The organism is Aeromicrobium sp. HA (assembly GCF_027171405.1).
GTDB classification, from domain to species: domain Bacteria; phylum Actinomycetota; class Actinomycetes; order Propionibacteriales; family Nocardioidaceae; genus Aeromicrobium; species Aeromicrobium tamlense.
The window spans coordinates 577140-597058 of record NZ_CP114372.1; the positions used below are offsets into that span (position 1 = coordinate 577140).

The window sequence follows — 19919 nt, forward strand, 5'->3', positions numbered from 1 at the left end:
CACTTCGCGAGGTTCGCAAACCTCGCGAAGTGACAGTTTCCCCGGTTAACCGGGGAAACCGTCACCCGCGCGAGACGGCATAGGTGAGGTGGGCGAACTGGCCGCGGCGCTCGACGTCGGTGAGGTGGAGGCGGTCGGGACCGAGGCGGCGGGGCAGGAGCGGGAAGCCGGCGCCGAGGGTGGCGGGGGCGACGCTGACCTGCAGCTCATCGAGAGCGCCCGCGTCGTCGAACTGACCCACGAGGTCCCCCCCGCCCATGACCCAGACATCGCGGCCGCCGGCGCGCTCGCGGATCGCGTCGAGGTGGTCGCGGACGTCGCCCGACACGACCGTCAGGTCGGCGCCCGCCGGCACGGGCAGGTCGCGCGAGGTGAACAGGAACGCCGGCTTGCCGGACATCGCGTCCGGCCAGGCCTCGGGCCTCTCGAGGGCCTGCGTTTCGCGCAGCAGCCACTCGTACGTGGACGAGCCCAGCACCGTGACGCCGATCGAGTCGAGGAACGCGGTGAACGCGTCGGCGTGCTCGGGGGCGTCGGGCGTCCCGCCGTCGACGGCGAAGAGCCAGGCGAGGCTGTGGTCGGGATCGGCGAGGTAGCCGTCGAGGGTGGCGGCGGTGTTGAAGACGAAGCGGGTCACACCCGATGGTGACCCGCGGGGCCCGGGCGCGGCAAGCAGTGACTCGGGTCGCACGGACGACGCGGAATCGTTCGCGCCGTACGGGCCTTGTACCTGAGGTGACCTCGCGTACCGAACCGACCGCCCGCCACGTCGGCCTCGCCCTGCTGGCCCTCGCGCTGGGCGGCTTCGCGATCGGCACCACCGAGTTCGTCACGATGGGCCTGCTGCCGGACGTCGCCGAGAGCATCGACCGTGACATCCCGACGACCGGCCACATCATCTCCGCGTACGCGCTCGGCGTCGTCGTCGGCGCGCCGCTCGGCGTCTCGCTGGCCGCGCGGATGCCGAAGCGCGCCCTGCTGCTGTGGCTGCTCGGCGGACTCGCGGTCGGCAACGCACTCACGGCCGTCGCCGACGGCTACGTCCCGGTGATGCTCGCGCGCTTCGTCGCGGGTCTGCCGCACGGCGCCTACTTCGGCGTCGCGTCGCTCGTGGCCGCCTCGCTCGTGCCGTCGGGTCGCCGCGGTCGCGCCGTGAGCATGGTGATGATGGGCCTTTCGGCCGCCACCGTGGCCGGCGTCCCCGTGAGTGCCTGGCTGGGTCAGGCCCTCTCGTGGCGTGCCGCGTACGCGCTCGTCGTGGTGATCGCCGTGGTCGCGGCCGCGCTGGTCATCGTGTTCGTGCCGCACCTGCCGGGCGACCCCAGCGCCACGATCCGCGGCGAGCTCGGCGCCCTGCGCGAGCCAGCGGTGATCGCGGCGTTCCTGACCGGCGTCGTCGGCTTCGGCGGCGTGTTCGCGATGTACAGCTACATCGCGCCCATCGTCACCGACGTCGTCGACCTGCCCTCGGCGGTCATCCCCGTCTTCCTGCTGGTGTTCGGCCTCGGCTCGGTGTCGGGCACGTGGGTCGGCGGGCACCTCGCCGACTGGGACAACGTGCGCCAGGTGGTGGGTGGCCTGCTGTTCACGGTCGTGGTGCTGCTCGCGTTCTACGAGCTCGCCACCTTCGCCCCGGCCGCGCTCGTGAGCGTCTTCCTCATGGGCGCGCTCGGCAGCGTCGTGGCCATCGGCCTGCAGATCCGGCTCATGACGGCCGCGGGCGACGCCGAGATGCTCGGCGCCGCGCTCAACCACGCGAGCCTCAACATCGCGAACGGCCTCGGCGCCTGGCTCGGCGGTCTCGTGATCGCCGCGGGCGCGGGCTACGTGGCCCCCGCGCTGGTGGGCGTCGCACTCGCCGCCGCCGGTCTCGTGGTCTTCCTCGTGGGCCTGCGGTTCGCGCCGGTGCGCGAGCGCATCGGCGTCCACGCCTGAGGACGCATGAAGGGCGACCGGGCGCGAAGCCCGGCCGCCCTCGTACTCCACCGTCCCGTGGAGTTCATGGACGTCTCAACCTGAGACGTGGGTCACACTGTAACCATGAGTTGCGGCCCCGTCGAGGGTCGATGCGGGGGCGTTCGCCGGGCGGATCGCCTGGGCGCCCGCGGTGGGCGTCAGCCAGACCTCGTCGCCGTGCTGGAGGCCCAGCCCGCGCGCCTCGGCGCGGGTGACCGTGACCTGCACCGGCGGCTGCTGACCCTCGGTGGGCGTGACCTCGAGGCGCACCTCGAAGCCGATGCGCGTCGAGCGCGAGATCCGGCCGGGGACCGCGCCCGGGCGCGGCTCGAGCGCGACGTCGATGTCGTGCGGTCGCAGCTGCAGACCGCCGAGCTGCGTGACCGGGCCGAGGAAGCTCAGCACGAAGTCGGTGGCGGGGGAGTCGTAGAGCTCGTCGGGGGAGCCGACCTGCTCGATGCGCCCGTCGTTGATCACGACGATCGAGTCGGCGACCTCGAGCGCCTCCTCCTGGTCGTGCGTCACGAACACCGTGGTCACGTGGACCTCGTCGTGCAGCCGCCGCAGCCAGTCGCGCAGCTCCTTGCGCACCTTCGCGTCGAGGGCGCCGAACGGCTCGTCGAGCAGCAGCACGGTGGGCTCGATCGCGAGGGCGCGAGCCAGGGCCATGCGCTGGCGCTGGCCGCCCGAGAGCTGCGAGGGCAGCCGGTCGCGGAACTGCCCCAAGTGCACCAGCTCGAGCATCTCGTCGACCTTCGCGGCGATCTCGGCCTTCGGGCGCTTGCGGATCTCCAGGCCGAAGGCGATGTTCCTGGCCACGGTCATGTGCTTGAACGCGGCGTAGTGCTGGAAGACGAAGCCCACGTTGCGCTTCTGCGCCGGCAGGCGGGTGGCGTCGACGCCCTCGATCTCGACGCGACCGGAGTCGGCGTCCTCGAGTCCGGCGATGATCCGCAGCAGGGTGGACTTGCCGCCGCCGCTGGGTCCCAGGAGGGCCGTCAGCTGGCCCGTGGGGATCGACAGGTCGATGCCCTCGAGCGCGACGAAGTCGCCGAAGTTCTTGTTCACCCCAGAGATCTCGATGCTCATGGTGGCCTTTCGCTTCAGTGCCGCTCGGTGCGCGTGCGCAGGAGGGACACGACGATGATGCACAGGACGGAGACGCTGGCCAGCAGGAACGCGATCGCGTACGCGGACTCCTGCTCCCAGTTGAGGTACTTCTCCTCGACGGCGAGCGTGGCGGTGCGGGTCTCGCCGAGGATGTTGCCCGAGACGACCTTCACGGCGCCGAACTCGCCGAGCGAGCGGGCCAGGGTGAGCACGACGCCGTAGACCACGGCCCACTTGATGCCGGGCAGCGTGATGCGCCAGAGGGTCTGCCAGCCGCTGGCGCCCAGGGAGCGCGCGGCCTGCTCCTGCTCGGTGCCGATCTCCTCGAGCACCGGCACGACCTCGCGCACGACGAGCGGCAGCGCCACGAACGCCGTGGCCATGACGATGCCCGGCGTGGCGAAGATGATCTGGACGCCGGCGCTCTCCAGTGCCGGGCCGAACCAGCCGCCGCGCCCGCCGTAGACCAGCACGAGCGACAGGCCCACGACGATCGGCGAGATCGCCAGCGGCAGGTCGATCAGCGAGCCGAGCAGTCGCTGGCCCGGGAACGTGGTGCGCACGAGCAGCAGCGAGATCGTGATGCCGAAGACCGTGTTGATCGCCGTGGCGATGACGGCCGCGGTGGCGGTGAGGCGCAGGGCTGCCACCGTGTCGGCGTCGGCGAAGACGGCGTTGAGCGCGTCGAAGCCGTTCTCGAACGTGTTGGTCACGACGAGCGAGACCGGCCAGGCGACCAGCAGGAACAGGTAGGCGATGACGAGGAGCCGCAGCGCGTAGGTGAACGGGCTCTTGCGGCGGCTGATGCGCCGGATGTCAGCCACGGCGAGCCACCCGGCGCTGGATGAAGTCGAGCAGCAGGATCACCGCGAGCGAGACGATCAGCAGCAGCGTCGCCACGGAAGCGGCGGCCGCCGGGTTGTCGTTCTCGATCGCGCTGAGGATGCGCACCGAGGCGACCTCGGACTCGAACGGGAGGTTGCCCGACAGCAGCACGAGCGAGCCGTACTCCCCGACGCCGCGGGCGAACGACAGGGTCGCGCCGGCGGCGATGGCGGGCGTGAGCGTCGGCAGGATGATGCGGGTGAACGTGGTGAGGCGGCTGGCACCGAGCGAGGCCGCAGCCTCCTCGATCTCGACGTCGATCTCCTCCAGCACCGGCTGCACCGTGCGGACGACGAACGGCAGCGTCACGAAGAGGAACGCCAGGAACACGGAGGTCTCGGTGTTCGCGATGTTGATGCCCAGCGGGCTCTCGTCGTTGCCGTAGAGCGACAGCAGCACGAGGCCGGCGACGATCGTGGGCAGCGCGAACGGGATGTCGATGAGGATCTCGAGGATCCACTTGCCGGGGAAGCTGTCGCGCACGAGCACCCACGCGATCGCCGTGCCCACGACGATGTTCGTGAGCGTGACGAGCAGCGCCGACGAGATCGTCAGCCGAATGGCGTGCGCGGTCTGGGCGTTCGTGACCGCGTCCCAGAACGCGCCGACGCCGCCCTCGGTCGCGGTGGCGACGACGGCGGCGAGCGGGATCAGCACGAGCAGGCTGAACCAGGTCATGGTCACGCCCAGGCCGACGGCCGAGGCGCGGTTCAGCGAGCCGGCCGGCCGGGAGTCGCCCGGCCGGCCCGCTCGCGTCGCCAGATCGGCAGAGGTCACGAGGACGCCTTGCCGGACTTCGCGATCGCCTCGGTGACGATGCCGACGGGCTTGCCGTCCTTGCCATCGCCGAACAGCTTGTCCTTGACCTCGCCCCAGCCGGGTCCGCCGAAGTTCTTCTCCAGCGTCAGCAGGTTGTTGACGGCGGGGTACGGGTCCGACGCGTCGGGCGCGCCCTTGATGTCGCCGGGCTCGAGGCCGATCGCGTCGAGGTCGGCGGTGCCGGGGCTCTCGAGGTTCAGCGGACGGAAGCCGGTCAGCGCGAACTGGCGCTGGCCCTCCTCGCCGAGGACGAAGTCGAGCCAGTCCTGCGAGACGCTGCTGGACTCCTTGAGGATGGCGCCCGGGTTCTCGATCAGCAGGGTGGTGTCGGGGATGACGTACTCGAAGCCGTTGCCGTTCTGCGCGGCCAGGATGGCCTCGTTCTCGTAGGCCAGCAGGACGTCGCCGGCGCCGCCGAGGAAGCTCTGCGTGGCGTCGCGACCGCTGTTGGTCAGCGAGACGACGTTGGCGAACAGGTCGTTGACGAACTCGGTGGCCTCGGCCTCGGTGCCGCCGTTCTCGGTGACGTGACCCCACGCGGCGAGCGCGTTCCAGCGGGCCGCGCCGGACGACGCCGGGTTCGCGGTGACGATCTCGACGCCCGGCTTCACCAGGTCGTCCCAGCCCTTGATGTTCTTGGGGTTCCCGTCGCGGACGCCCAGCACGACGATCGAGTTGGACACGATGCCCTTGTTCTCGCCGTCGTCCCACGTCTCGTCGACGAGGCCCGCGTCGACCAGACGGTCGACGTCGGTGCCCACCGACAGGTGCACGTAGTCGGCCTTGAGGCCGTCCACCACGGCGCGGCTCTGGTCGCCCGAGGCGCCGTAGGAGGTCTTGAACGTCGTGCCCTCGCCGGCGTCGGTCTTGACGAACTCCTCCTGGATGTTCTTGTTGGCGGCCTCCGGCACGGCGAAGCCGACGATCGAGATCTGCTCCCCCTCGGCGGCCTCCGACCCACAGGCGGTGAGAGCGGTGGCAGCGGTCAGCAGCAGGGCCGCGGCCGCGATGGGGCGCAAGCGATGTGCCATGGGAGGTCCTCTCGGTCGGTCCGTCGCACGGTGCGGCGGGCTCGAGCAGCCAACGTAGGCGAGCGGAACGGCGTCGTGGACGTTGTTCACATTCTGGACTGACCAACTAGACAATGGGCGGTCCGATACGGGGTGCGGCGAGCAGCGGCGACCTGCACACCGGGTAGTTTGGGGGCGTGACGGACTCGACGATCATCTACACGCACACCGACGAGGCTCCCGCCCTCGCGACCTACTCCCTCCTCCCGATCATCGAGGCGTACGCCTCGAAGGCCGGCGTGGAGGTCGAGACCCGGGACATCTCCCTGGCCGGCCGCATCATCGCGGCGGTCAGCGACCTGCTCCCCGAGGACCAGCGGGCGGCCGACGCGCTGGCCGAGCTCGGCGAGCTCGCGAAGCGCCCGGAGGCCAACATCATCAAGCTGCCGAACGTCTCGGCGTCGGTCCCGCAGCTCAAGGCGGCCATCGCCGAGCTGCGCGAGCAGGGCTACGACCTGCCCGACTACCCCGAGGACCCGCAGACCGACGAGGAGCGCGACGTCCGCGCCCGCTACGACAAGGTCAAGGGCTCGGCCGTGAACCCGGTCCTGCGCGAGGGCAACTCCGACCGCCGCGCGCCGGCCTCGGTCAAGAACTACGCCAAGGGCCACCCGCACTCGATGGGCGCCTGGAGCAGCGACTCCAAGACCGACGTCGCCACGATGGGCGTCGACGACTTCCGCTCCAACGAGAAGTCGGTGACCCTCGCGTCCGACGACACGCTGCGCATCGAGCTCGTCGGCGACGACGGCTCCACCACCGTGCTGAAGGAGTCGATCCCGGTCCTGGCCGGCGAGATCGTCGACGCCACCAGCATGAACGTCGCCGCGCTGCGCGAGTTCCTCGCGGCGCAGGTCGCGCAGGCCAAGGCCGACGACGTCCTGTTCTCGGTGCACCTCAAGGCCACGATGATGAAGGTCTCCGACCCGATCATCTTCGGTCACGTCGTGCGCGCCTTCTTCCCGAAGACCTTCGCCGAGCACGGTGCCGCGCTCGCCGAGGCGGGCCTGAGCCCCAACGACGGCCTCGGCGGCATCCTCGCCGGCCTCGACCAGGTCGCCAACGGCGCCGACATCAAGGCCTCGTTCGAGGCCGAGCTGGCCGACGGTCCGCGCCTGGCCATGGTGGACTCCGACAAGGGCATCACCAACCTGCACGTGCCGAGCGACGTCATCGTCGACGCCTCGATGCCGGCCATGATCCGCACCTCGGGCCACATGTGGGGCCCGGACGGCCAGGAGGCCGACACCCTCGCGGTGATCCCCGACAGCTCGTACGCCGGCGTCTACCAGGTCGTGATCGACGACTGCAAGGCCCACGGCGCGTACGACCCGTCCACGATGGGCTCGGTGCCCAACGTCGGCCTCATGGCCCAGAAGGCCGAGGAGTACGGCTCGCACGACAAGACGTTCGAGATCCCCACGACCGGCACCGTCCGCGTGGTGAACGCCGCCGGCGACGTGCTCCTCGAGCACACCGTCGCGCAGGGTGACATCTGGCGCGCGTGCCAGACCAAGGACGTCCCGGTCCGCGACTGGGTCAAGCTGGCCGTCAACCGCGCCCGCGCCACCGGCGACCCGGCGGTGTTCTGGCTCGACGAGACCCGCGCCCACGACGCGCAGCTGATCGCCAAGGTGAACGAGTACCTCGGCGAGCACGACATCGACGGCCTCGACATCCGCATCATGTCGCCGGTCGAGGCGACGAAGCTGTCGGTCGAGCGCATCCGTCAGGGCCTGGACACCATCAGCGTCACCGGCAACGTGCTGCGCGACTACAACACCGACCTGTTCCCGATCCTCGAGCTCGGCACCAGCGCCAAGATGCTGTCGGTCGTCCCGCTGATCAACGGCGGTGGCCTGTTCGAGACGGGTGCCGGCGGCTCGGCCCCCAAGCACGTGCAGCAGCTCGTCAAGGAGAACTACCTGCGCTGGGACTCGCTCGGCGAGTTCTTCGCCCTGGTGCCCAGCCTCGAGCAGTACGCCACGGCCACCGACAACCCCAAGGCCCAGGTCCTCGCCGACGCCCTCGACCGGGCCACGGCCAGCTTCCTGGAGCACGACCGCTCGCCCGGCCGCCGGCTCGGCACGATCGACAACCGCGGCAGCCACTTCTACCTGGCTCTCTACTGGGCCCAGGAGCTGGCGCAGCAGACCGACGACGCCGAGCTCGCCGAGGTCTTCGGCCCGCTGGCACAGAAGCTGTCCGACGCGGAGCAGACCATCGTCGACGAGCTGGCCGCGGTGCAGGGCCAGCCGGCCGATCTGGGCGGCTACTACCAGCCCGACCCGGAGAAGGCCGCGAAGATCATGCGTCCCAGCACGACCTTCAACGAGGCGCTCGCGTCGTTCTGACGTCCACGCCACGACGGCCGCGCTCCCCACTCGGGGGCGCGGCCGTCGTGCGTGTCAGCCCCGGTCGTGCGTGGGCTTGACGAGGAACTGCGCCACGACGAGACCCACGAGGAACGCCAGCGCGGGCACGAGCAGTGCCTCGGCCATGGCGTCGGTGAACGGGCCCGCGAGCGCGTCGGGCAGGCTGCTCGTGCCGGCGCCCTCGGCCGCCGAGCCCGTGGCCTGCGGCAGGTGGTGGGCCAGTCGTGCGGAGATCGCCGCGGCGATCGCGGCCGAGCCGAGCACGGCGCCGACCTGGCGCGTGGTGTTGTAGACGCCCGCGCCGGCACCCGCCGAGGACATCGGCAGGTTGCGGGTGGCGGTGGAGGCCAGCGGCGCCCACAGGAACGCGTTGCCGAAGCCGAGCAGCGCGTTGAGCACGAGCAGCTGCCAGACCGGGGTGTCCGGTGCCATCACCAGGGTCGTGCCGACGATCGCGACCGAGGATGAGGCGAAGCCCACCGAGGCCAGCCAGCGCGGGTGCATCCGGTCGCTCATGCGGCCCACCACCGGCGCCATCGCGGCGGTGACCACGGCCATCGGCACGAACAGCAGACCGGCCTGTGTGGCGTCGAAGCCCAGCACGGTCTGGGTCCAGAGCATGAACGGGAACGCCATCGCGGTGACCGAGAACGAGACGGCCGAGATGCCCAGGGTGGACACCGAGAAGTTCCGGTCGCGGAAGAGGCTCAGCGGGACGAGCGGCTCGCGCCGGTTGCGGGCCTGCCAGGCCACGAACACCGCGAGGACCACCAGCCCGGCGGCGATGAGCAGCGGCACCGAGAGCAAGCCCTCGATCTGGCCCCAGTCGTACTTCTCGCCCTCCTGGATGCCGAAGACGATGAGGAACATCGCGATGGCGCTGAGCACGACGCCGACCCAGTCGAACTGGTGGCTGTGGGTCTCCAGCGCCGGAACCAGCCGCCACGCGAGCGCGAAGCCGACGATGCCCACCGGCACGTTGATGATGAAGATCCACTCCCAGCCGGCGTTGTCGACCAGCACGCCGCCGAGGACGGGCCCGACCAGGGTGGCGACGCCGGCCGTGGCGCCCCACAGCGCCATCGCGCGGCCGCGGTTGGCCGGCGGGAAGGTGCGGGTGATGACCGCCATCGTCTGTGGCGTCATCATCGAGGCGCCGAGGCCCTGCACGACGCGCGCGATGATCAGCCACTCGACCGAGTCGGTCAGGCCGCACCACAGCGAGGACAGGGTGAAGACGGCCAGGCCTGTCAGGTAGACGTTCTTCGGGCCGAACCGGTCGCCCAGGCGGCCGGTGATCAGCAGCGGCACGGCATAGGCCAGCAGGTACGCGCTGGTGACCCAGATGACCGAGTTGTAGTCGGTGGCCAGGTCGTCGCGGATGGCCGGTGTCGCCACCGACACGATCGTGGAGTCGACCAGGATCATGAAGAAGCCGATGACCATGGCCCACAGGGCCGGCCACGGGTTGGCCGGCAGGACGCGCTCGGCGGTCGTTTCGCTCACCCGGGGAATGTACGCCCGGGCACCGACTACTGCGCGCGCATCCGCTCGAAGAGGTGGTGGTCGGTGACTCCACCGTCGCCGAGGCGCGCGGTTCCGTGCTCGGTGCCGTAGCGCGCGAAGCCGAGCGACTCCGCGATCCGCAGGCTGGCCGTGTTGCCCTCGGCGGCCACGATCGCCAGCCGCGCGAGGTCGAGCCCGTCCGCGTCCAGCGCGTGGTCGACGACGGCCCGGACGGCCTCGGTCATGAGGCCGCTCCCTCGGGCGTCGGGGTGCATCCAGTAGCCGATCTCGCCGGTGCCGTGGGTCGGTCCGGTGAGTCCCATGACCGAGACGGTGCCGAGCAGCCGGTCGTCGTCCCGTGCGGCGATCGCCCAGGTCTCGCGGTCGCCCGTGGCGGCGTGCCACCACGAGTCGTGGACGTAGGAGCGTCCCTCGGCCGGGCCGTACGGATCGGGGAGGTTCGACAGGAAGTGCCGCGTGGAGGGGTCGCTGCACGCCTCGACGATGCGCGGGACGTCGGTCTCGCGGAGGGGACGCAGCCGCAGCCGCTCGGTCTCGAGCGTGGACTCGAGCCAGCGCGTGCGCGGCATCGGCGCGTCGCCGAAGCGGATCGATCCGGTCCAGGCGTCGAGGATGCGGCCGCGCTCGATCAGCCGGTCGGGCTCGGTGCCGTGGAGCCGGAACCCGCAGGCGTGCGCGACCCGCAGGCTGCCGACGTTGCCGACGTGGGCCGACCACTGGACGACCTCCTTGCCGGCCTCGACGAACGCGTGGTCGACGGCGAGCCGGACCGCGGCGGTCATGACGCCCCGGCCCCGGCAGTCGGGGTGCAGCGCGTAGCCGACGTCGGCGAGCGCCTCCTTGCCGCGGACGTCGACGTTGCCCGCGTAGCGGCCCTCGAACTCGACCGCCCAGCCCATGGCCGTGCCCTCGTTCCAGCCCTTCGGGATGACCTCGAGCGCGAACTGCTCGCTCATCGCGCGCGAGTGCGGGGTGGGGATCGCGGTCCAGCGGATCATGTCGGGGTCGTGCGCCATCTCCAGCGCGCGGTCGATGTCGGCCGGGGTGTGGGCGCGCAGCGTGACCATCCCGTCGCTGAGGACGGGGACGTTGAGCGGCCAGCCCGGCCCGGTCATCGGTGCTCGGCGCGGAAGGGGTCGGCCGGGTAGACGCCCAGCACCTTGATCTCGGTGGTGAAGAAGCGCAGCTCCTCCAGGGCGCGGGCCAGGCCCGGGTCGTCGGGGTGACCGTCGACCTCGGCGAGGAACATCGTGGCGGTGAACTCGCCGCCGACCATGTAGCTCTCCAGCTTGGTCATGTTGATGCCGTTGGTCGCGAAGCCGCCGAGCGCCTTGTAGAGCGCCGCGGGCAGGTTGCGGACGTTGAAGATGAAGCTCGTGACGACAGGGCCGTTGCCGGCAGGCGCGCGACGGTCCTCGCGCGACAGCAGCACGAAGCGCGTGGTGTTGTGCTGCTCGTCCTCGATGTCGGACGCGAGCACGTCGAGGCCGTAGATCCCGGCGGCGAGCGGCGGCGCGATGGCCGCGGCGGTGACGTCGTTCGCCTCGGCGATCTCGCGCGCGGCGCCGGCGGTGTCGCCGGAGATCAGCGGGGTCCAGCCGTGCTCGCGGATGATGCGGCGGCACTGACCGAGGGCGTGCACGTGCGAGTGGACCGTCTTGATCGTCTCGAGCGTCGTGCCCGGCGTGCCCATGAGCGAGAACCGGATCGGCAGGAAGTGCTCGCCCACGATGTGCAGGTCGCTCGTGGGCAGGAAGTGGTGGATGTCAGCGACACGCCCCGCGAGGGAGTTGTCGATCGGGATCATCGCCAGGTCGCAGCTGCCCGAGCTGACCGCGGCGAACGCGTCCTCGAACGAGGCGCACGGCACCGGCTCGGCATCGGGATGGTGGAGGTCGATGACCAGGTGCGAGTTCGAGCCCGGCTCTCCCTGGTAGGCAATCCGCGTCACCGGCTCAGCGTATCGGGGGGCCCGGGGGACGAAGGATGAGGCATTCGGCCCACGGCTGGGACGAACGATGAGGCATTTAGGTACCGGAGCGGGGCGCAATGCCTCATCGTTCGTCCTCAGGCGGTGGCGCGGGTGGCCCGGAGCAGCTGGTCGATGACGCGGTCGGGCTCGTGGCGGATCGAGAACGACGAGAACGCGAGCACGCGGCGGCCGTCGATGACGAGCTCGTTCGACCGGTGCAGGTCGTCGCTCCACTGCTCGACGGCGAGGTGCGGGATCCCGTGGATCTCGACGGCGAGGTTGAACTGCGCCCACCAGACGTCGAGGTAGTACCGCCCGTCCTTGCCCTTCGCGCGTTCCTGGCGCGTGGGCTTCGGCAACCGCGCGGCCTTCCGAAGCCCGTCGAAGTCGCGCTCGGGGAGGGACTGGATCCCGCCGCGTGCGTCGAGCACCGACTGGATGATCAGCGCCTTGCGCTTGCAGTTGCCGCGCCGCTCCAGCACCTCGCGCAGCGACGGACGCTCGTCAGTCGCTGCTGGAACGCGGCGATCACCAGCGCTCTCGCCCGCCGCGGCGTGGCCGCCCAGCTGGCCGCGTCGATGATGCTGCGCTCGAGGCTGGTGCGCCGCGGCTCGTTCGGCGGGACGTCGTCGGGGCCGAGCTGCGTGCTCCAGTGCAGCTCGAGGTCTCCCGGTGGTCGCCGGCCTCCCTCCGGCAGGACGATCGACACGCGCTCGGGGTCGAAGCCGCGCAGTCCCCCGCGGCGAGCCGCCGTGAGCCCGGCGAGCGCACTGCCCGCGGGACTGGCGGCGAGCCACGCGCGCTCCAGCTGATCGGGGGTCAGCGGACCGTTGTGCGTAACCACCACCCCGCGCATCGGCTGCTGCCACGTGCCGGTGCGGAGGCGCTGTCGGACGACGGATCGGCCGTGGAAGGCGATGGCGCGGGCGGTGCTGAGGACGTCGAGCATGGGCCGACCGTCGCGCCCGCGGGAACGCCCGACCAGAGGTCAGCGGTTGGCTGTGGACGCCCGCGCGGTCGGTCTCGCGCCTGTGGAAGACGAACGATGATGCATTGCGCCCCGCTCAGGTACCCCAATGCCTCATCGTTCGTCCCCGCGGTCCACCCGGGCGGCGGCGGGGGAGGGGCGGACGGTGAAGACGTGCGGGGGAGCCCAGGAGCGGGCGGCGAAGGCGGCCTCGGTGCGGGCACGGAGGGGGTCGACCTGGTCGGGGCGGAGGAGGGCGATCGCGCTGCCGCCGAAGCCGCCGCCGGTCATGCGGGCGCCGAGGGCGTCCGAGGCGAGCGCGCAGTCGACCGCGACGTCGAGCTCCTCGCACGAGACGGCGAAGTCGTCGCGCAGGGACTCGTGCGACGAGGTCAGCATCGCGCCGAACTGGGCCCAGTCGCGCCGGCGCAGGGCCGTGACGGCGCCGCGGACGCGCGTGGTCTCGGTGAGCACGTGCCGGGCGCGGGCCTTCAGCGTGTCGTCCGTCAGCGAGAGCAGGCCGTCGAGCTTGATCGCGGCGAGCGAGTCGACGCCCGCCGAGGACGCGGCCTCGGCACACTCGCGCCGCCGCTCGGCGTACTCGCCGCCCGCCAGCTCGTGGTGCGCGCCGGTGTCGATCACGGCCAGCACGAGCCCGTCGTCGGACCAGTCGGCGGGCACGGCCTCGGCGGCGGGAGGCGAGGCCGAGAAGTCGAGGTGCACCGCGTGCCCGTCCTGCGCGAACAGCACCGCGTACTGGTCCATCAGACCGGTGGGCGCGCCGACGAAGTCGTTCTCGGCCCGCTGGGCGACGAGCGCGAGCTCCTCGCGGGAGCGCCCGGCCCCGGCCAGGTCGTCGAGCGCGAGCGCCACTCCGCACGTCAGCGCCGCGGACGACGAGAGCCCCGCGCCGACCGGCAGCGTGGACTCGAGCACGAGGTCGGCGCCGGACACCCGAACGCCCGCGGAGCGCAGCGCCCAGACGACGCCCGCGACGTACGCGGACCAGCCCGTGACGTCGCCGGGGGAGACGTCGACGTTCAGGGACGCGCGCTCGCCGCGGCTCCACACGTTGACGACCCCGTCGTCGCGCCGGCGGGCCTTCACCAGCAGTGAGCGGTCGATCGCGATGGGCAGCGCGGCGCCGCCGTTGTGGTCGAGGTGCTCACCGATCAGGTTCACCCGTCCGGGAACCTGCCAACGGCGCACGTCGTCCACGCCGTTCACCCTACTCATCGGACGGCTGGCAGAATCGACCCCATGTCACGCCTCCCCCGTGCGTTGTCCGGCGCCCAGCCGACGGCCGATTCGTACCACCTCGGCAACTACATCGGCGCGTTCATGAACTGGGTCGCGCTGCAGGACGACTTCGAGGCGTTCTACTTCATCCCCGACATGCACGCGATCACGGTCGACTACGACCCGCAGCTGCTCGCCGAGCGCACCTACGTGGCCGCGGCGCAGATGCTCGCGTCGGGCGTCGACCCCGAGCGCAGCGCCCTGTTCGTGCAGAGCCACGTGCCCGAGCACGCCCAGCTGGCGTGGATCCTCAACGGCGTCACGGGCTTCGGCGAGGCCAGCCGGATGACGCAGTTCAAGGACAAGAGCGCCAAGGCCGGCACCGAGTTCGCCAGCGTGGGCCTGTTCACCTACCCGATCCTCATGGCCGCCGACATCCTGATCTACCAGGCCGACAAGGTCCCGGTGGGCGAGGACCAGCGCCAGCACGTCGAGCTCACGCGCAACCTGGCGCAGCGGTTCAACCACCGCTTCGGCGAGACCTTCACCGTCCCCGAGGCGTACATCGTCAAGGAGACCGCGAAGATCTACGACCTGCAGGAGCCGACGAGCAAGATGAGCGGGTCGAACCCCGTCCACACGGGCGTCGTCGACCTCACCGACACCCCGAAGCAGGCCGCGAAGAAGATCAAGTCCGCCGTCACCGACAGCGAGACCGAGATCCGCTACGACGTCCAGGCCAAGCCCGGCGTCTCGAACCTGCTCACCATCTACTCCGTGCTCACCGGCCGCACGATCGACGACATCGTCAAGGCGTACGAGGGCAAGCAGTACGGCCACCTGAAGGTCGACCTCGCCGAGATCGTGGGCGAGCTGGTCGGCACCTTCGGCGCCCGCACCCGCGAGCTGCTCGACGACCGCGGCGAGCTCGACCGCATCCTCGCCGCCGGCGCCGCCCGGGCCCGCGAGGTCGCCGCGCCCACGCTCGACCTGGTCTACGAGCGCTCCGGCTTCACGAAGCCGCTGGGCGGCCGGGCGTGACCATCACCGTCGGCGTCTCGATCGCCATCCCGGAGCCCCACGGGGAGCTGCTGCGCGACAAGCGCCGCTCCTTCGGCGACGAGATGGCCGACCGGATCCCCAGTCACATCACGCTGGCCCCGCCGCTCGTGGTGGACGAGGGCGGCGTCGAGTCGCTGACGCACGACCTGGCCGAGCTGGCCGACGTCTTCCAGCCGTTCACGGTGAGCCTGCTCGGCACCGGCACCTTCCGCCCGATCTCGCCCGTCGTCTTCATCGCCGTGAGCGAGGGCATCGCCCAGATCGAGACCCTCGCCGAGGGCGTCCGCAAGGCGATCGGCGCGCCCGAGCCCGAGTTCCCGTTCCACCCGCACGTGACGATCGCACACAACGTGCCCGACGCCGCGCTCGACGAGGCCCTGCACGACCTCATCGACTTCCGGTGCTCGTTCGACGTCGACGCGTTCCACCTCTACGTCGATGACGCCGAGCAGGGCTGGCTGCCCACCTCCACCTTCCCGCTGGGCTGAGTCAGCTCTCGAGCGCCTCCACCAAGGTGGCGCGGAACGCTCGGGCCGCGAGCGGCAGGGTCTCCAGCGGCCGGTGTGCCACCGCGATGCTGCGCGAGAGCGGTGGGTTCTCCAGCCGCGTGCGCCGCAGCCCGGTGCGCGTGCCCATGACGATGTCGGGCACGACGGCGTGGCCGAGCCCGGACTCGACGAACCGCAGCACCGAGCCCATCTCGCCGCCCTCCACCGACAGCCGCGGCTCGAACCCGGCGGCCTGGCACGCGCGCAGCGTGACGTCGCGCAGGTCGTAGCCCTCGCGGAACATCACGAGCGGCAGCCCGGCGAGATCGGCCACGTCCATCTCCTCGGGCATGTCCGAGTCGGCGGGACTGGCCAGCACGAGGCGCTCGGTGTAGACGATCGACGTCTCGAGGTCGGGGATCTGGGACGCGAGCGGCACGATCAGCAGTGCCAGGTCGATGCGGCCCGAGGACAGCTCGGCGGTGAGGTCGCGCGAGCCGGCCTCGTGGACCTCGAGGTCGATCGCGGGGTGCTCGGCGCGGAACCGTCCGAGTACCGGGGCCAGCAGGCCCTCGACCATCGACGGCGTCGCGCCCATCCGCACGCGCCCGCGCTGGAGCGAGGCGACCTCGTGCACCGAGCGCGTGGCGTTGTCGGCCTCGATGAGGATGCGCTGCGCGTGGGGGAGCAGGGCCTCGCCGGCGCTGGTGAGCTCGATCCCGGCGCGGTCGCGGACGAGCAGCCGGGTGCCGAGCGAGTTCTCCAGGGCCTGGATCTGCTTCGACAGGGTGGGCTGCGAGATGCCGAGGGTGTCGGCGGCGCGGGTGAAGCTGCGCTCGTCGGCGACGGCCACGAAGTAGGCGAGGTGGCGCAATTGCACGGGGCAACCATAGCCGAAGTCTATGAAAGTTCGCCTTACTTCGACTTCGCGTGAATCGAGGAACGCGCCTAACCTGTGGCCGTGGCCACTTCCCAGATGACGCGCCTGCCCGCTCAGCGGTCAACGGTGGCGCTGAAATTCCTGATGGCGGTGACCGGCCTGATCATGGTCGGCTACCTGCTCCTGCACATGTACGGCAACCTCAAGGTCTTCGCCGGCCAGAGCGCGTTCGACGACTACTCGCACCACCTGCGCACCCTGGGCGAGCCCTACCTGCCCTACAGCGGCGCCCTGTGGATCATCCGCGTCGTGCTGCTCGGCTCGATCATCGGGCACGCGTACGCCGCCGTCACCCTGTGGCGCCGCAACCGCAAGGCCGCGGGCTTCGTCGGTGGCAAGCGCTACCACTCGCCGCGCGGCAGCCGGGGCATCCAGCGCAGCTACGCCTCCTTCACCCTGCGGTGGGGCGGCGTCGTGATCCTGCTGTTCGTGATCTACCACCTCCTGCACCTGACCGGGAACCAGATCCACCCGGGCGGCGCCAGCGACAGCCCGTACGACCGCGTGGTCAACGGCTTCGAGATCTGGTGGGTCGTGCTGTCCTACACGATCGCGCTGCTGGCCGTCGGCCTGCACCTGTGGCACGGCGTGTGGAGTGCTCTGACCACCCTCGGCGCCAACCACAGCGGCACCCGCACCGGCTCCCGCCTGACTCCGCTCTCGTGGATCATCGCGGGCGTCATCACCATCGGCTTCCTGATCCCGCCCTGGGCGATCCTGCTCGGGCTCGTCGACTGAGAGAGACACGAACATGGCTTTGGACTTTCACGTCGTCGGCGACGAGATCCGCGACACCGCCGCTCCGGCGGGCCCCATCGAGAAGCGCTGGGACGAGCACCGGGCGCACATGAACCTGGTCAACCCGGCCAACCGCCGCAAGCTCAACGTGATCATCGTGGGAACCGGCCTGGCCGGCGCCTCCGCGGCGGCCACGCTGGGCGAGGCCGGCTACCACGTCAAGTCGTTCTGCTACCAGGACAGCCCCCGTCGAGCGCACTCCATCGCGGCCCAGGGCGGCATCAACGCGGCGAAGAACTACCGCAACGACGGCGACTCGATCTACCGACTCTTCTACGACACGGTCAAGGGCGGCGACTTCCGCGCCCGCGAGTCGAACGTCTACCGCCTCGCGCAGGTGTCGGTGAACATCATCGACCAGTGCGTCGCGCAGGGCGTCCCGTTCGCCCGTGAGTACGGCGGTCTGCTGGACAACCGCTCGTTCGGCGGCGTCCAGGTGTCGCGTACGTTCTACGCGCGCGGCCAGACCGGCCAGCAGCTGCTGATCGGCGCCTACCAGGCCCTCGAGCGCCAGATCGGCCTCGGCACGGTGGAGATGTTCACCCGCCACGAGATGCTCGAGCTGATCATGGTCCCCGACGCCGACGGCACCGAGCGCGCCCGCGGCATCATCGTCCGCGACATGCTCACCGGCGAGGTCGAGACGCACCTGGCCGACGCGGTCGTGCTGGCCACCGGCGGCTACGGCAACGTCTTCTTCCTCTCGACGAACGCCATGGGCTCGAACGTCACGGCCACGTGGCGCGCGCACCGCAAGGGCGCCTACTTCGCGAACCCCTGCTACACGCAGATTCACCCCACCTGCATCCCCGTCTCGGGCGACTACCAGAGCAAGCTCACGCTGATGAGCGAGTCGCTGCGCAACGACGGCCGCATCTGGGTGCCGAAGAAGGCCGGCGACGACCGCCACCCCGCGGAGATCCCCGAGGACGAGCGCGACTACTACCTCGAGCGGATCTACCCCGCGTTCGGCAACCTGGTGCCGCGTGACATCGCGTCGCGCGCCGCGAAGTACCAGTGCGACGCCGGCAAGGGCGTCGGCCCCGGCGGCCTGGGCGTCTACCTGGACTTCGCCGAGGCGATCGAGCGACTCGGTCGCCCGGCCGTCGAGGCCAAGTACGGCAACCTCTTCGACATGTACGCCCGGATCACCGGCGAGGACCCGTACACGCGTCCGATGCGCATCTACCCGGCCGTGCACTACACGATGGGCGGCCTCTGGGTCGACTACGACCTGCAGAGCAACCTCACGGGTCTGTTCGTGGCGGGCGAGGCGAACTTCTCCGATCACGGCGCCAACCGCCTCGGCGCCTCGGCGCTGATGCAGGGCCTGGCCGACGGCTACTTCGTGCTGCCGTACACGCTGGCGAACTACCTGTCGCACGCGCCGTACGAGCCGGTGCCCGAGGACCACCCGCGCGTCGTCGAGGCGCGCCAGGCGGTCGAGGAGCGCGTCGAGAAGCTGCTCTCCATCAACGGCACCCGCACGGTGGACTCCTTCCACAAGGAGCTCGGCCAGATCATGTGGGACTACTGCGGCATGGAGCGCACGGAGGAGGGCCTGATCAAGGCCATCCAGATGATCCGCGACCTCAAGGCCGAGTTCTGGAGCAACGTCAAGGTCACCGGCGAGGCCGAGGAGCTCAACCAGACGCTCGAGCGCGCCAACCGCGTGGCCGACTTCTTCGAGCTCGGCGAGCTGATGTGCATCGACGCGCTGAACCGCAACGAGTCCTGCGGTGGTCACTTCCGCGCCGAGAGCCAGACCGAGGACGGCGAGGCCCTGCGCCACGACGACCAGTTCGCCTACGTGGCGGCCTGGGAGTTCGCCGACAACCAGCCCGTCCTGCACAAGGAGCCGCTGGAGTACGAGTACGTCGAGATGAAGGCCAGGAGCTACAAGTGAAGATCACCGTTCGTATCTGGCGTCAGAAGAACGCCGAGTCCAAGGGTGAGATGGTCACCTACGGCCTGGACGACGTCAGCGAGGACATGTCGTTCCTCGAGATGCTCGACGTCCTCAACGAGCAGCTCACGCTCGAGGGCCAGGAGCCGGTGGCGTTCGACTCCGACTGCCGCGAGGGCATCTGCGGCTCGTGCGGCGTCGTGATCAACGGCATCCCGCACGGCCCCGAGGTCACCACGACGTGCCAGCTGCACATGCGCACGTTCCACGACGGTGACGTCATCGACATCGAGCCGTGGCGCTCCGGGGCGTTCCCGGTCGTCAAGGACCTCGTCGTCGACCGTGGCGCGTTCGACCGCATCATCCAGGCCGGCGGCTACATCACCGCGCCCACCGGCTCGGCGCCCGAGGCCAACAACATCCCCGTGCCGAAGGAGGATGCGGACCACGCGTTCGAGGCCGCCACCTGCATCGGCTGCGGCGCCTGTGTCGCGGCGTGCCCCAACGGCTCGGCGATGCTGTTCACGGCCGCGAAGATCACGCACCTGGGCCTGCTGCCGCAGGGCCAGCCCGAGCGTGACTCGCGCGTCCTCGGCATGGTCGAGCAGATGGACTACGAGGGCTTCGGCGGCTGCACCAACATCGGCGAGTGCGCCGCGGCGTGCCCCAAGGGCATCCCGCTGGACGTCATCAGCCACCTCTACCGCGACATGCGCAACGCCCTCACCAAGGCCTGAGCAGCGGCTGAGTCGCATGAAGGGGTCCACCGCGAGGTGGGCCCCTTCGTCATTCCCCTCGTGAGGAG

At 70.7% G+C, this 19919-nt stretch carries 19 protein-coding genes; 7 read left to right on the forward strand and 12 right to left on the reverse strand.

Annotated elements, in window-relative coordinates; translation table 11 throughout:
• Nucleotides 1-61: 61 nt before the first annotated feature.
• The gene (locus tag O3S82_RS02825) at nucleotides 62-637 is read right to left on the reverse strand and encodes a dihydrofolate reductase family protein (protein ID WP_269305372.1); all 576 of its coding nucleotides are present in this window, start codon (nucleotides 635-637) and stop codon (nucleotides 62-64) included.
• A 98-nt stretch (nucleotides 638-735) separates the two neighbouring features.
• Here O3S82_RS02825 and O3S82_RS02830 point away from each other — a divergent pair, with 98 nt between their 5' ends.
• Nucleotides 736-1935 (forward strand): MFS transporter, encoded by a 1200-nt coding sequence (locus O3S82_RS02830; protein WP_269305374.1) that lies wholly within the window; start codon nucleotides 736-738, stop codon nucleotides 1933-1935.
• 75 nt (nucleotides 1936-2010) lie between these two features.
• On the opposite strand, the gene O3S82_RS02835 is transcribed toward O3S82_RS02830, so the two are convergent.
• The 4 genes from O3S82_RS02835 to O3S82_RS02850 are packed head-to-tail and all read right to left on the reverse strand — an operon-like array spanning nucleotide 2011 to nucleotide 5801.
• Nucleotides 2011-3045: a sulfate/molybdate ABC transporter ATP-binding protein gene (locus tag O3S82_RS02835; protein WP_269305376.1), complete on the reverse strand. Its 1035-nt coding sequence runs from the start codon at nucleotides 3043-3045 to the stop codon at nucleotides 2011-2013.
• 14 nt (nucleotides 3046-3059) lie between these two features.
• Complete coding sequence (locus tag O3S82_RS02840) at nucleotides 3060-3890, reverse strand: sulfate ABC transporter permease (protein ID WP_269305378.1); 831 nt, start codon at nucleotides 3888-3890, stop codon at nucleotides 3060-3062.
• Nucleotides 3883-4728 carry a sulfate ABC transporter permease subunit CysT gene (gene cysT, locus O3S82_RS02845; protein ID WP_179426316.1) on the reverse strand — a complete coding sequence of 282 codons (846 nt, stop codon included), beginning with the start codon at nucleotides 4726-4728 and terminating at the stop codon, nucleotides 3883-3885. Before cysT ends, O3S82_RS02840 begins: the two co-directional genes overlap by 8 nt.
• A complete protein-coding gene (locus O3S82_RS02850; RefSeq protein ID WP_179426314.1) occupies nucleotides 4725-5801 on the reverse strand; it encodes a sulfate ABC transporter substrate-binding protein in 1077 nt (358 codons plus the stop codon). The genes cysT and O3S82_RS02850 overlap by 4 nt, the downstream gene beginning before the upstream one ends.
• A 176-nt stretch (nucleotides 5802-5977) precedes the next feature.
• Here O3S82_RS02850 and O3S82_RS02855 point away from each other — a divergent pair, with 176 nt between their 5' ends.
• The gene (locus O3S82_RS02855) at nucleotides 5978-8194 is read left to right on the forward strand and encodes an NADP-dependent isocitrate dehydrogenase (protein ID WP_269305381.1); all 2217 of its coding nucleotides are present in this window, start codon (nucleotides 5978-5980) and stop codon (nucleotides 8192-8194) included.
• A 54-nt stretch (nucleotides 8195-8248) separates the two neighbouring features.
• Here O3S82_RS02855 and O3S82_RS02860 read toward each other — a convergent pair whose 3' ends face one another.
• The 6 genes from O3S82_RS02860 to galK all read right to left on the reverse strand — a co-directional run bounded on the left by O3S82_RS02860 (nucleotide 8249) and on the right by galK (nucleotide 13899).
• A complete protein-coding gene (locus tag O3S82_RS02860; protein ID WP_269305382.1) occupies nucleotides 8249-9721 on the reverse strand; it encodes a DHA2 family efflux MFS transporter permease subunit in 1473 nt (490 codons plus the stop codon).
• Between the two features lie 26 nt (nucleotides 9722-9747).
• On the reverse strand, nucleotides 9748-10857 hold the full coding sequence (locus O3S82_RS02865; RefSeq protein ID WP_269305384.1) for a GNAT family N-acetyltransferase: 1110 nt from the start codon (nucleotides 10855-10857) through the stop codon (nucleotides 9748-9750).
• Nucleotides 10854-11684: a prephenate dehydratase gene (locus tag O3S82_RS02870; RefSeq protein WP_269307020.1), complete on the reverse strand. Its 831-nt coding sequence runs from the start codon at nucleotides 11682-11684 to the stop codon at nucleotides 10854-10856. Before O3S82_RS02870 ends, O3S82_RS02865 begins: the two co-directional genes overlap by 4 nt.
• Nucleotides 11685-11809: 125 nt before the next feature.
• Nucleotides 11810-12196: a DUF559 domain-containing protein gene (locus O3S82_RS02875; protein ID WP_269305386.1), complete on the reverse strand. Its 387-nt coding sequence runs from the start codon at nucleotides 12194-12196 to the stop codon at nucleotides 11810-11812.
• The gene (locus tag O3S82_RS02880; protein WP_269305388.1) at nucleotides 12157-12663 is read right to left on the reverse strand and encodes a hypothetical protein; all 507 of its coding nucleotides are present in this window, start codon (nucleotides 12661-12663) and stop codon (nucleotides 12157-12159) included. Before O3S82_RS02880 ends, O3S82_RS02875 begins: the two co-directional genes overlap by 40 nt.
• 132 nt (nucleotides 12664-12795) lie before the next feature.
• Nucleotides 12796-13899: a galactokinase gene (gene galK / locus O3S82_RS02885; protein WP_269305390.1), complete on the reverse strand. Its 1104-nt coding sequence runs from the start codon at nucleotides 13897-13899 to the stop codon at nucleotides 12796-12798.
• A 42-nt stretch (nucleotides 13900-13941) separates the two neighbouring features.
• On the opposite strand from galK, the gene trpS reads away from it, so the two are divergent.
• Both trpS and O3S82_RS02895 read left to right on the forward strand, forming a co-directional pair.
• The gene (trpS, locus tag O3S82_RS02890) at nucleotides 13942-14961 is read left to right on the forward strand and encodes a tryptophan--tRNA ligase (RefSeq protein ID WP_269305391.1); all 1020 of its coding nucleotides are present in this window, start codon (nucleotides 13942-13944) and stop codon (nucleotides 14959-14961) included.
• Complete coding sequence (locus O3S82_RS02895) at nucleotides 14958-15470, forward strand: 2'-5' RNA ligase family protein (protein WP_269305393.1); 513 nt, start codon at nucleotides 14958-14960, stop codon at nucleotides 15468-15470. The genes trpS and O3S82_RS02895 overlap by 4 nt, the downstream gene beginning before the upstream one ends.
• A 1-nt stretch (nucleotide 15471) precedes the next feature.
• On the opposite strand, the gene O3S82_RS02900 is transcribed toward O3S82_RS02895, so the two are convergent.
• A complete protein-coding gene (locus O3S82_RS02900; RefSeq protein WP_179426300.1) occupies nucleotides 15472-16350 on the reverse strand; it encodes a LysR family transcriptional regulator in 879 nt (292 codons plus the stop codon).
• An 81-nt stretch (nucleotides 16351-16431) separates the two neighbouring features.
• On the opposite strand from O3S82_RS02900, the gene O3S82_RS02905 reads away from it, so the two are divergent.
• From O3S82_RS02905 to O3S82_RS02915, 3 genes are read left to right on the forward strand one after another with little or no spacing between them, the layout of a single operon-like run.
• Nucleotides 16432-17148, forward strand: coding sequence for a succinate dehydrogenase cytochrome b subunit (locus O3S82_RS02905; protein ID WP_269305396.1), 717 nt, complete (start codon nucleotides 16432-16434; stop codon nucleotides 17146-17148).
• Nucleotides 17149-17161: 13 nt separating this feature from the next.
• Nucleotides 17162-19114 carry a fumarate reductase/succinate dehydrogenase flavoprotein subunit gene (locus O3S82_RS02910; RefSeq protein WP_179426298.1) on the forward strand — a complete coding sequence of 651 codons (1953 nt, stop codon included), beginning with the start codon at nucleotides 17162-17164 and terminating at the stop codon, nucleotides 19112-19114.
• Nucleotides 19111-19851 (forward strand): succinate dehydrogenase/fumarate reductase iron-sulfur subunit, encoded by a 741-nt coding sequence (locus O3S82_RS02915; protein WP_179426296.1) that lies wholly within the window; start codon nucleotides 19111-19113, stop codon nucleotides 19849-19851. The genes O3S82_RS02910 and O3S82_RS02915 overlap by 4 nt, the downstream gene beginning before the upstream one ends.
• Nucleotides 19852-19919: the final 68 nt, after the last annotated feature.

Coding starts and splice junctions, on each gene's coding strand:
- O3S82_RS02865 (WP_269305384.1), bottom strand. CDS start 10,857: ATGACCGGGCCGGGCTGGCCGCTCAACGTCCCCGTCCTCAGCGACGGG.
- O3S82_RS02850 (WP_179426314.1), bottom strand. CDS start 5,801: ATGGCACATCGCTTGCGCCCCATCGCGGCCGCGGCCCTGCTGCTGACC.
- O3S82_RS02835 (WP_269305376.1), bottom strand. CDS start 3,045: ATGAGCATCGAGATCTCTGGGGTGAACAAGAACTTCGGCGACTTCGTC.
- trpS (WP_269305391.1), top strand. CDS start 13,942: ATGTCACGCCTCCCCCGTGCGTTGTCCGGCGCCCAGCCGACGGCCGAT.
- O3S82_RS02880 (WP_269305388.1), bottom strand. CDS start 12,663: ATGCTCGACGTCCTCAGCACCGCCCGCGCCATCGCCTTCCACGGCCGA.
- O3S82_RS02910 (WP_179426298.1), top strand. CDS start 17,162: ATGGCTTTGGACTTTCACGTCGTCGGCGACGAGATCCGCGACACCGCC.